The 12097-nt window shown below is 29.1% G+C and carries 10 protein-coding genes; 4 read left to right on the forward strand and 6 right to left on the reverse strand.

Annotated features, from left to right (window positions below; all coding sequences use genetic code 11):
* Nucleotides 1-5 precede the first annotated feature (5 nt).
* Complete coding sequence (locus HMPREF0202_RS10255) at nucleotides 6-521, reverse strand: YbhB/YbcL family Raf kinase inhibitor-like protein (protein WP_023050725.1); 516 nt, start codon at nucleotides 519-521, stop codon at nucleotides 6-8.
* Nucleotides 522-670: 149 nt separating this feature from the next.
* On the opposite strand from HMPREF0202_RS10255, the gene HMPREF0202_RS10260 reads away from it, so the two are divergent.
* Both HMPREF0202_RS10260 and HMPREF0202_RS10265 read left to right on the forward strand, forming a co-directional pair.
* Complete coding sequence (locus HMPREF0202_RS10260; protein ID WP_040407228.1) at nucleotides 671-1357, forward strand: type 1 glutamine amidotransferase domain-containing protein; 687 nt, start codon at nucleotides 671-673, stop codon at nucleotides 1355-1357.
* Nucleotides 1358-1444: 87 nt separating this feature from the next.
* Nucleotides 1445-1804: a YkvA family protein gene (locus HMPREF0202_RS10265; protein ID WP_023050727.1), complete on the forward strand. Its 360-nt coding sequence runs from the start codon at nucleotides 1445-1447 to the stop codon at nucleotides 1802-1804.
* Between the two features lie 20 nt (nucleotides 1805-1824).
* Here HMPREF0202_RS10265 and HMPREF0202_RS10270 read toward each other — a convergent pair whose 3' ends face one another.
* Both HMPREF0202_RS10270 and HMPREF0202_RS10275 read right to left on the reverse strand, forming a co-directional pair.
* Nucleotides 1825-2076, reverse strand: a complete 252-nt coding sequence (locus tag HMPREF0202_RS10270) for a hypothetical protein (protein ID WP_023050728.1) — start codon at nucleotides 2074-2076, stop codon at nucleotides 1825-1827.
* A gap of 67 nt (nucleotides 2077-2143) precedes the next feature.
* Nucleotides 2144-6157: an autotransporter outer membrane beta-barrel domain-containing protein gene (locus HMPREF0202_RS10275; RefSeq protein WP_023050729.1), complete on the reverse strand. Its 4014-nt coding sequence runs from the start codon at nucleotides 6155-6157 to the stop codon at nucleotides 2144-2146.
* A gap of 152 nt (nucleotides 6158-6309) precedes the next feature.
* Between HMPREF0202_RS10275 and mgtA the strand changes: the two genes are divergently transcribed.
* Together mgtA and HMPREF0202_RS10285 are read left to right on the forward strand one after the other, a co-directional pair.
* Nucleotides 6310-8931: a magnesium-translocating P-type ATPase gene (mgtA, locus tag HMPREF0202_RS10280; RefSeq protein ID WP_245576460.1), complete on the forward strand. Its 2622-nt coding sequence runs from the start codon at nucleotides 6310-6312 to the stop codon at nucleotides 8929-8931.
* Nucleotides 8932-9012: 81 nt separating this feature from the next.
* Nucleotides 9013-9192: a hypothetical protein gene (locus tag HMPREF0202_RS10285; protein WP_023050731.1), complete on the forward strand. Its 180-nt coding sequence runs from the start codon at nucleotides 9013-9015 to the stop codon at nucleotides 9190-9192.
* A gap of 42 nt (nucleotides 9193-9234) precedes the next feature.
* Here the strand turns inward: HMPREF0202_RS10285 and HMPREF0202_RS10290 are convergent, their stop codons facing one another.
* The 3 genes from HMPREF0202_RS10290 to HMPREF0202_RS10300 all read right to left on the reverse strand — a co-directional run bounded on the left by HMPREF0202_RS10290 (nucleotide 9235) and on the right by HMPREF0202_RS10300 (nucleotide 11763).
* Nucleotides 9235-9792 carry a YbhB/YbcL family Raf kinase inhibitor-like protein gene (locus HMPREF0202_RS10290; protein WP_023050732.1) on the reverse strand — a complete coding sequence of 186 codons (558 nt, stop codon included), beginning with the start codon at nucleotides 9790-9792 and terminating at the stop codon, nucleotides 9235-9237.
* Nucleotides 9793-9886: 94 nt separating this feature from the next.
* Entirely contained in the window at nucleotides 9887-10294 is a 408-nt protein-coding gene (gene ndk, locus HMPREF0202_RS10295; protein ID WP_023050733.1) for a nucleoside-diphosphate kinase, read from the reverse strand.
* Between the two features lie 47 nt (nucleotides 10295-10341).
* A complete protein-coding gene (locus HMPREF0202_RS10300) occupies nucleotides 10342-11763 on the reverse strand; it encodes an HTH domain-containing protein (RefSeq protein WP_023050734.1) in 1422 nt (473 codons plus the stop codon).
* Nucleotides 11764-12097 lie beyond the last annotated feature (334 nt).

Here is a 12097-nt window from a genome sequence, read left to right on the forward strand (position 1 = left end):
CCTCCCTATACTCTATATATCCCCTCTGTTTCTGCTTCCTCTAATATATGACCTTTTATCTCTTTATAAGCTTCATTTAAATAAAATCCAGTTTTTAAATTTGGAATATTATCTAAGGCATATATTTTTACTTCATATATATGGTCTTTATCTGGTGGAGTTGGCCCACCATAAAATGTCGCTCTTTCTTTTGGTAATCCAACTAGCTTTGATGCCCAACTATTTATTCCTTGAATTATATTTTTATCCATTCTACTTGCATCCTCTTTTAATTCAGTATAATTTTTTGGAACTAGTGCTATCCAGTGTATCCAAGAAAACCCAGCTACAGGAATTGCATCATAGTCTTGCATAACAACCAAAAAACTTTCTGTTTCTTCTGGAGCATTTTCCCATTTTAAACTTAAAGATTTTGAGGGCATATTATCTATCCATAGATCTCCATGTTTTCCAAACTCATCTTTAATATAACCATCTTTAATACTATCACTTTTCAATATAAAATTTCCACTTTTTTTCATTTTTCCTCCTTAGACTCTTTTTTCTTTCTTATTCAAAAAAAATACTGATATCCTCTTTGAATTTTTTACAGGAATATAGATATAAAATTCGTAAAAGTATTTCAAATGGATTTCATTTTATTGCATCTATATTCTCAGGAGGTTTTCTTATGAATAAAAAAGTTTTAGTTGTTGTTACAAATGTTTCAAAATACTCAAATGTTAACAGAGCCACAGGTTTATGGTTAGGTGAAGCTGTTCACTTTGTTGAAGTTATGGAAAACAATGGCTTTGAAGTAACTTATGTTAGCCCTTTAGGTGGATATACACCTATTGATCCACATAGTATTGAGCCTGAAATGATGTCTGATTTAGATTGGAAATTTTATACTGATCGAAAATTCATGAACGCTCTTGGAACTACCGTTCCTGCTAAAGATATTAACTATAATGATTACTCTATTATATATTATACTGGAGGACATGGAGTTATTTGGGACTTCCCTAATGATAAAAAACTACAAGAGATTGCTATTGGTATTTGGAACAATGGTGGAATTGTTTCAGCTGTTTGTCACGGATTAGCTGGACTGTTAAATATAAAAGATAGTTCTGGAGAGTATTTAATAAAGGATAAAAAAGTTACAGGATTCTCTGATAGTGAGGAAAAAGAGGTTCAACTTGATAAGCTTGTTCCATATTTAACAGAGGATGAACTTGTTAAAAGAGGGGCTAAATATAGTAAAACTGATAATTGGGGAGAGTACGCTGTTGCTGATGGAAGATTAGTTACAGGACAAAACCCTGCATCTGGAGCTGCTGTTGCTAGAGAGATTTTAAAGGTTTTACAAAAATAATCTTTTAATAAAAAATCTTTCCTTGAATTAATTCAGAAAAAGCTTTATACTATACAATATTGTGTAATTTTATAATGGAGAGATATTATGAATAAATTGATTATTAAATTTTTTAAAAAGTTTCAAGGAAGAAAAATTAGTTCTCAAGATTTAAAACTAGCTTTGAAAAAAGCTATGAATTTAGGCGCTAGTGCTGAAGATTTCCTTCTTATTATTAATTTAGTAAAAGATACAAAAAACAGAAAATATAAACTAGATAAAAAGTATTTAGTTATTTTAACTGCTGCAATTATATATGTTATCGTTCCTATTGATGCTGTTTCAGATTTAATTCCTGGAGTTGGCTGGATTGACGATGCCACTTTAATTGGATACGTTGCTAGAGGTTATGCTGAAGTTTTAAAAGACTATAAAGATTTTTGTAATAAAAAGAAGGAGCTTGCTTAGAGCTCCTTTTTTAATTTTTACTATTTTTTGTCTTTCTCTTCTTTTTCGTGTTCCTCTTTTTCTTTATGCTTTTCTTCAATTTCAAATAGTAGCATCTTTATATCTAAAAGTTCTGCTGCAATTAGTCTATCAAAGTTATCTTTATAAATTTTCTCTAATTTTTTAAATCTATCCCAAAAGTCCTCCACTTCCTCTTTTTTAGCAGGCTCATCTTTTTTTAAGCTCTCCTTTGCCTCATCTTTTAGTTCATCTAGTTTTTTCTTATTTTCCATAGTGAAACACTCTCCTTTTTCCCAATTATACCTATATATACAAATTTTTTTCAAAAAACCTTTTTATCTAAAATTTATATACAACTCCCCCTCCAACTTTCCAAGAGTCATCATCTTCAAAAATATATCTATAATCAACGTAAAATTCTAAACTATCCGCACCTATCTTTTCTAAATTTATTTTTGTTCCCAACTCTTTTGAAAACTGATTCTCTCTATCCACTTTTATTTTAGCTTTATCTTCTGAAGCCTCTCTTAAACTAACTTTCAAATCATCTTTTGGACTGTTTAACTCTTGTCCAAGCCCTCCTATAACTTTAAGTGTCAATTGATAATTTTGAATAGGTATTACTTTTCCAACTCCAATCTCTGTTTTTACTTTACTAAAGAAGCTATTTAACTCGTCTACATGAAGATTGAACTCTTCTCCTGATTCATTAATTTTATTTTGGAAGACTCCCATTAAATAGGCACTAGCTTCAGGTTCTATAAATAAACTAGAAAAATTATATCTTTTAGATATTTTCCCAGATGTTCCTATATAAAAGTTTTTAGTATCTCCTTTATATCTATCATTAATATTTGTATATTTAGGTGTACTATCATCATAATCTATATATGTCAAATCAAAGTTTCTTTTTATATTACCTTTTGCAAAACCTAAATACATAGCTCCAACACCCTTCACATCATTTTTAGTATAGTTCATAAATGCTGTCCCTTGTAAAAAGTTATCCTCTCTTTTTCCTGCATTTGAATAGTAATCACTATCTAATCTTGTATAACTAAATACAAATCCGTAGTCACTATAATCATTTAAATAATATTGTTTTCCTAAATAAAATCCATTTAGATTATCGTCGTGACCCTCTACTCTATCGAAACCTTTTTGTCTAAACTTCTCAAAAGTATACCCTACAATGAAACTACTTTTTCTATTATTTGTTAATTTGTCTTCTAGATTATCTAAAATACTGTTTGTTGTATATTCTATAGTATCTTTAGTTTGGAATATTATATTAGGATAGATATCTCTACCAAAAATAGTATCTAAATAACTATTGTATTGAGAGCTATTTCGAGCACTTCTTAAAATATTAAAAAATTTATCTTTAGTAGTGTTTCCACTATCAAAATATATACCTTCTAAAAATTTACCTAAACTCCCTTCAGTTATTTCTGTAAAATCCTTTCTTCTTATTAAAAATTCATCATTATCTTTTCCTATGTCATATAGATATGAGTAAGAAGTTATTCCTGTTGCATTAAATTTTAAATTTAATGCTGCAAAAGCTTTATCTCCTCTATTATATATATTTGAAGCATAACTTAGGCCAACTACTGCCTCTTTCAATGTAGTATTTGTTGTTCCACCTTGCTCCATAACTAAGATTCCATTAGCTCCATTTTTTATACCATTTGGAGCATCTATATATCCATAATTAAATAAAGTTCCATTATTTACTAACTCTCCTGTAGTTCCTAAATTTACTGTTCCTGCATTTGTGGCTGTTCCACTTCCCAAGTCAAATGCAAAACTTTGAATTGCTCCATCTAAAATAGTTATTGTTCCACCTGCATCATTTTTTATTGTTGTAAGCCCTGCTGTTCCCATTGCATTAAAGTATGCTCCTCCTACAATAATCTCCCCTCTATTTATAGCTGCTCCAGATGATCCACTAACATACATAGCACTATTTCCTATACTGTATGTATTATAATCAGGTGTCACTTCAATCTCTCCATAGTTTTCTATAGTTGCTCCATTTGTAGAAAACATACCATAATCTGTACTTGCTATCTCAATCTTTCCACCTTTTAAATTTGTTGCTGTTCCACCTCCTGAAATAATAATCGCTGCATCTCCATAATCTAGTTTTACAAGTCCTGCATTTGATATTTTCCCCTCTCCAAAAGCATATATACCGTATGTTCCACCTTGATAGTTTGAAGAAGCACCTATTATATTTCCATAGTTTGTAAATTCTCCCTGTGCTGTTGTGTTATATACACTAACCCCAGTTCCATATATACCAAAATTTACATCTCCATTATTTATTCCAGTTGCAGACTCAGTTATAAGAATACCATTTTGATAACTTCCAGCATTGATTGTCCCATCATTTGTAAGTTGCCCTGATCCACTAATTATCATACCGTAGTTACTATCTCCACCATTTATATTTATAATACCATTTTTTGCATTTGTTATTGTTCCACCTTTTTCTCCATACATAGTTGTGTATGTTGAATAATTACTTGTTATGTTCGATGTCAATGTTCCTGTATTTCTTAAACTTCCATTTCCTGACAGGTACATTATATACTTAGTATTCTCAGAAGTTATCGTTCCTTGATTTAAAGCATATCCACTTCCTATTACAGCCATCTTTGCATTTTCATTATTATCTGAAGTTATACTTGATGTATACCCAGATATATTTTCATTTATTATTCCTCCACCATTTAATGACAGCATACCATATTTTGTATTAGTTATATTTATATTATGATAATTATATATTGTTCCTGTACCATTTACCATAACTGCTGCTGTTCCATTTGAAATATCTATATCTCCATAGTTTTGAACATAACCAGCTCCACCTAATAAAATCCCTGTTATAGCATCACCTTTTATAACTCCTGTATTTTCATTTAAAAAAGTAGATCCTCCATTTGTGCTATTATTTAAAACTACTCCTGTTCCTTGAGAGCTAATTAAGATATTCCCGTAATTTCTAGAGTTTGAAGCTCCTTCATTGTACATTCCAATTTGATTGCTGCCTACATTTATATCTCCCATATTTGTTGCTAATCCATTTGTAGTTACATACATTCCAACCTCTTGGTTAGTTTCTGAAGTTGCTATTTTGGTATTTGATGTTACAAGATTAATATTCCCATAATTAGTTATAATTCCATTATTTACACCACTCATACCAATTGATCCACTCTCAACATTTATAGTTCCACTACTATTATTAAAACCTTGTGCTTGATTTTGACCTTGTCCATCTATACATATCCCTGTTCCTCCATTAGTAATATTTATAACACCATTATTTGTCATCTGTCCAGCTTCACTAGCGTATCCACCTATTCCTCCACTAACTTCCAGTACTCCATTAGATACTAATTTACTTGAATCAAAGCTTAACATACCTATCTGTGAATTATTTACCACAATTGTTCCTGCATTTGTAGCAGTTGATGTGCCAAATGTTGTCATTCCAAAACCAGGAGTTGTAGATGATGTTGAAGTTTCTATTGTCCCTGTGTTTTTTATTGTTCCAGTTTCTGTAGAAATCATTCCAGCACCATTATTAACAACTATTTTATTTGAATTTAACAATGTAGAATCCTTTGTATACATTCCAAAAGCTCCATCATTTACATTTATAGTACCTTTGTTCTCTCCAGTTCCTCCTCCTAAAACAACCATTCCAAAATTATTCGTACTTCCTCCTACAGTTATATTTCCCTTTTCTCCATTTATAATACCTCCTTTATCTAAAGATAACATTCCTATTAGATTTGTTGTTGAACTACCATTTTCAATAGTTACATTGTTATTATTTTCAATGGAAAATCCACTTGCTACAGCTCCCATTCCAGTGAAAAGATTATTATTTGATGAAACTATTAAATCTCCTCCTGGAGTTAAATATGAATGAGTATCATAAATCCAATCATTATTATAAAAAATATCAGTATATAAGTTTTGCGGTGGTGTTATTACCGGTTTATCTGGTACCTTTGGTTTTGTTTCTGGCTTTACTATTGGTTTTTCTGGAATAGTCGTAGTGTCTTTTACATGAGTTGGTTGTATCACTGGTGTAGGAGGTAAAATAGGCTTGGGAGTTTCTGGTGTTTTTAATGATTTTACATCACTTATATTTAATTCAACATCTCCCTTTTCATTTACATTTTTAAAATTCCGTTCATTAGATTTAAAATAGTTAAAATTTGTAAAAAAAATTAGTCCTTCTTTTTCATTTGTAGCTTCTGAAGCTACTGAAAACGATAGCTTACTACAAACAATTAGAAGGGAAAACAAAAGTAAAACTTTCTCTTTCATACGGCACCTCACTTTGATATTTTAAATTTTGTACTGTTATACAAAACGTTTTTTATTTATCTTTTTTACTGTTTTTTTATTTTTAAAGGAGTCTGTATTTTTTTTGGTAAATACTATTTAAGGTATCTTTATTATTGGGAGGAATGATTACTTTGTATGAAAATTTTGATAACAGTGAAAATAGTATAAATGGAACGTTAAAACTATTTTCTGAAGCTGATATAAAAACCGTCTTTATGACTTTAGAAACCTCTTTAGGAGGTATTAAAAATGAAGAAGCCATAAGTCGTTTAGAGAAATTTGGATTAAATGAGATTTCAAAAGAAAAAGTAAAACCTTGGTATATCCAACTTTTACTCGCTTTTTTAAATCCTTTTAATTTTATTTTGGGAACTTTAGCCTTTGTTTCTCTTTTTACTGATGTTATTTTTGTTAAAGAGACTGAGCGTTCCTGGATATCTATAATTTTAATTATAACTATGATTTTAATAAGCAGTCTTATTAAATTTATTCAAGAATATCGTTCTAGTAAAACTGCTGAAAAACTAAAAAATCTAATTGTTACTAAAGTTACAGTAGTTAGAGATAATCTTCCTATGGAAATTGATATAAAAACCTTAGTCCCTGGGGATATTGTTAAACTTACTGCTGGAGATATTGTTCCTGGAGATATTAGAATTGTATCTAGTAAAGACCTTTTCATTAGTCAATCTGTATTAACTGGAGAGTCTAATCCTGTGGAAAAATACTCTAATCTACTTGTTAAAGCAGGAGCTATCTCTGATCTATCTAACATAGTTTTAATGGGAACTAATGTTTTAAGTGGAGCTGCTACTGGAATAGTTCTTGGAACTGGAAAACACACATTTTTAAATACTATTAGTGAAAGTTTAAAAAGCACAAAAGTAGAGACTAGTTTTGAAAAGGGAATTGATGATGTTTCAAGACTTTTAATTAAGTTTATGATTTTTATGGTACCAATTGTTTTTCTAATAAATGGTTATTTAAAAGATGCTTGGTTTGAATCTTTATTATTTAGCTTGTCTGTTGCCATTGGTTTAACTCCTGAGATGCTTCCTATGATTGTAACTGGTAACTTAACTAAAGGTGCTATTGAGCTTTCAAAGAAAAAAACTATAGTTAAAAAACTTGATTCTATTCATAACTTTGGGGCTATGAATATTCTATGTACAGATAAAACAGGAACTTTAACCCAAGATAAAGTGACTGTTGTAAAGTATTTAAATTTCAAAGGTATTGATGATGATAATGTTTTATATTTAGCATATTTAAATAGTTATTTTCAAACAGGACTTAAAAATCTTATGGATAGAGCAATCTTAGAGTTTGAAGAGGAACATTACTCTATAAAAAACGAGTATAAAAAAATTGATGAGCTACCATTTGATTTTGAACGTAGAAGAATGTCTGTTATAGTTGAAGATAGTGATGAGAATAGAACTATGATTACTAAAGGTGCCATTGAAGAGATGCTATATATCTCAAATTTTGTAGAGATTGATGGTCAGGTGTTTGAAATAAAAGATGAGATTGAAGAAAAAATCAAAAATCTTGTTTCCAATTTAAATGAGGATGGAATGAGAGTTATTGGTATTGGTAAAAAAACACTTCCCAAAGATAGGGATCTTAACTTTAGCAATAAAGATGAGGAGTCTTTAACTTTTGTTGGAATGCTAGGATTTTTAGATCCACCTAAAGAGGGTGTAGGAGATACTTTAAAATCTTTATATCAGTACGGAGTAGATGTTAAAATTTTAACTGGAGATAATGAACTAGTTACTCAAAAAATATGTAAAGATATTGGAATTGAAGTTACAGGAGCTATTGATGGAAGTTACATGGAAGCTATTGATGATTTAGAGTTAAAAAAACTTTTAAAAGATACAACTATATTTTGTAAGCTTTCACCACTTGATAAAGCTAGAGTTGTTAGACTTTTAAAAGAGATGGGAAATACCGTTGGTTATATGGGTGACGGAATAAACGATGCCCCTGCTCTTCGACAATGTGATGTTGGAATTTCAGTTGAAAATGGTATGGATATCGCTAAAGAGTCAGCTCAGATAATACTTTTAGAAAAGGAACTTTCAGTTCTTTTAGAGGGTGTTATAATTGGTCGAAAAATATTTACTAATATGATTAAATATCTAAAGATGACAGCATCTTCAAATTTTGGAAATGTATTTAGTGTTGTTTTAGCCAGTGCTTTTTTACCATTTTTACCAATGCTTCCTATACAGATACTTTTTCAAAACCTACTTTATGATATCTCTCAGATCTCTATCCCTTGGGATAATGTTGATACAGAGGATATTTTAAAACCTAAAAATTGGAGTGCTGAAAGTGTTGGAAAATTTATGGTTTATATAGGACCCTTAAGTTCTATTTTTGATATTATTACATTTTTGATTATGTTTTATATATTTAAGGCTAATTCACCTGCCACACAAGCTCTTTTTCATACTGGTTGGTTTATAGAGAGTATTTTATCTCAAACTCTTATAATTCATCTTATTAGAACTAGAAAAATACCTTTTATTGAATCTAATGCCAATATAAAAGTTATTCTTTTAACTTCTGCTATTATGATTTTTGCTTTATTTGTTCCATATTCTAAAATTAACGGAACTTTAGGATTCGTACCAATGCCTATTTCTTACTTTATTTGGGTTGTTTTAATACTTACTGGATATTTTTTTACTATAATTTTTGCAAAAAAATATTTTATTAAAAAATTCAATAGTTGGTTATGAATTTTGAAGACAACTTAATGAAAATGTGCTATAATTAAGGAATGAAAGCAATTTCAAATACATACGAGGAGGGATTTTAATATGAAAAAATTAGTATTAGGAAGCATTTTCTTTAGCTTATTCTTAGTTGGATGTTCAAGCACTCAACCTCAAGAAGAAGTAGTAGTTCAAGAGGCAGTTGTTGAGGAGGTTGTAGTAGCTACTCCTGAGCCAGTTGAAGCTCCAACTAAGCCTTTACCAAAGCCATTATTAGACAAGTAAAAATATAAGCTGAGTTCATTGAACTCAGCTTTTTTAGTTTTACTATTCTTTTATATATTTGGCTTTTAAAACTGTTTTTTCTAAAACATGACCATCTATAGCGTCATATAACTCATTTAAATAGAATCCTTTTTTTAAATCCATCTCTTTGTCTAAAGCATATAGTGTTATTGTATAAGTATGTGTTTTATTAGGTGGAACAGGTCCTCCATATCTAGCTACTTCCTCTTTTGGTAAACTACCACCAATTAAAGACCACCAGCTATTTTCACCTTGAATTAATTTTGAATCTGTTGTACTGGCATTTTCAGGTAAAGCCTTGGCATCTCCTGGTATTAGAGTTAACCAGTGTAACCAGATGACTCCAACTGCCTCTACAGCATCAAAGTCCTCTATTACTAAAGCAAACTGCTTTGTTCCTGCAGGTGCATTTTTCCATTCAAAAGGAATTGAAAGAGTTGGCATTCCATGGTATTGATCTTTTCCATAAGTTCCATATTTTTTCTCAATAACTCCATCCTTTATTCCACTACTTGTCAGCTCTAGTGCAAAAGATGTCATTCCAAGAAGTAAAAACATGCTCAATAAAAATTTTTTCATAAAGCTACCTCCTATTTAAATTAAGTTATCAAGTTATACAAAGGATTTATTCTCTTTCCTAGTTTTTTAAAATAGATAAATATTTCAAAATATCTTAGTCTATATTTTTAAAGAAGTTCTTAATCTCTCTTGTGCTTGTTTCTACGCTATCAGAAGTATGAACAATATTTCTTAAAGTATCCATTGAAAAGTCCCCTCTTATTGTCCCAGGAACTGCATCCACTGGAGACGTACTTCCAGCCATATGTCTCACTATACTTATACAATCCTTTCCTTCTAAAACCATAAGCACAACTGGTCCAGATGTGATAAACTCTATGAGACCATTATAAAACTCTTTCCCCTTATGAATTTCATAGTGTTTCTCTGCCCTTTCTACAGTTATATTTTCCATTTTTAAAGCCTTAATCTCCAATCCTTTTCTTTCTACTCTTTGGATTATCTCTCCAATTAGTTTTCTTTCCACAGCATCAGGCTTTATAATCAGAAGTGTTCTCTCCATGTCTCCCCCTTAGTATAGTTATTTTCTAATATATGTATACTAATTTATTAAACATCTTCCTTTTTTAAAAACACACTTAACTTAAATTTATCTAACTTTGTTACAGGTAGATTAAATCTAATCTGCTTTATATTATCGTACTTTTTATTTAATTTTATATCTTCAAACAACACAATCCCCTTAACACTATTTGTTTCTATAAAATAATCCAACTCTCGATAAGATACAAACTTCATATTTTTCATAAGTTTTTCAATTTTAAACTCCTCACAAATATCTTTCACTAGCCCTATATTTAAGAAGTTATAGACAACTACAATATTTTTTAAGTTTTCTATCTTTCTTTCAATATCTTTATTAATCTCATTTAAAATAGTTATTGATAAAATTGTTCTATCAAAACTATCTATATTTTTATAATATTTTTTTACTAAATTAGAAACTAATTTTAATTTATTAAAATAATCCTCAGCTACCTGATTGTTAAAAATATATATTTCAACGATATTAAAAAGTCTCTTTATTTTCATCATAGTAAGTACAATTGTTAACCTCATTAAAAGATCATCATTTAAAGGTATCTCCATCTTTAAAACTTTACTTAAGTATTCTATAAAGTTTCTTAACTCCAAAACCTCTTCTCTATTATTTTGAAAGAAGTTCATTTTTTTTCTTTTTAAAAAAATTTTTTTTACAAAATCTCTTTCATAATTTGAAAAGAATTCTATTTTTTCTAAAACTTCATTTAACTCTGTATATTCGCTTAAATCAATAGATCTATCCACAGTTTTTACACTTTCATCTTCAAAATCTTTTCGTATTATAGCAAGATAGATTAAGATCTCTATATGTAAAATTGTATATGTATTCCGAGGCATCTCCCATTTTTCACACACTTTATAGATCATATCCACAATTTTTGAAACTTTATACTCTTTTTTTATCTCATTCAGTTCTAAAAAAAAGCTTTCAAACTCTTTTGGAAGATATTTTTCCTCTACAAATAACTTTAGAAAATATAACTCAAAAAACTCTCTTTTATTTTTTTCATTCCCCTCTAAAGAGATTCCATAAGAGTTATAACCTACAATTTTTAAAGAGAAAAACTCCAACTCTTTTTTTAAATTCTGTATATCATTGGATAAAGTTCGTCTTGTAACAGAAAATCTTTCACTTATAGATGTTAAATTTATTGTATTATTTTTAAAAAAGCTCATTACAATATAGCTTTCTCTCTCTTTGGGAGTAAAAGTCTGAAACTCCTTTAATTTTTCCAATAACTCTCTATCTTTTTTTAACTTTTCATGAATACCTAAAGTATCCTCTTCTTTTAAAAGATTCCCTATATCGTTTATATACCTTTTCACCTTAAAAACAGATATATTTAATATTTCAGAAAGTTCATTTAATGAGTAATTGTTCGCTTCAAGACAACTCAAAATTTTAAAATGTAGTGATGTTAAATTCATACTTCTCCTCTTATAACTTATATAACAATAAAAAAACTCAAAATCTAGATAGTAAACTTTGAGTCTTACAGTATTGTATGAAAAACTTTTTTCAAGTTGTTATTATACCACACTTTACCTATTCTTTTAAACTACTTTTTATAAATTTCATCAAATAAGTAATTAAATTAAATATTAATTGAAATTTAATTACATAAAAACAACACTAAATTTCTACCTGTATTCCTATATTTCCTTTGACTTATACTTCAAAATCCTCTATAATTTATTTTGGAATTTAAATTTTAGGAGGACTTTTATTAATGGAACAAACTTTAACAACTTTTATTAATGA

It is taken from the genome of Cetobacterium somerae ATCC BAA-474, assembly GCF_000479045.1.
In the GTDB taxonomy this organism is placed as follows: Bacteria; Fusobacteriota; Fusobacteriia; order Fusobacteriales; family Fusobacteriaceae; genus Cetobacterium_A; species Cetobacterium_A somerae.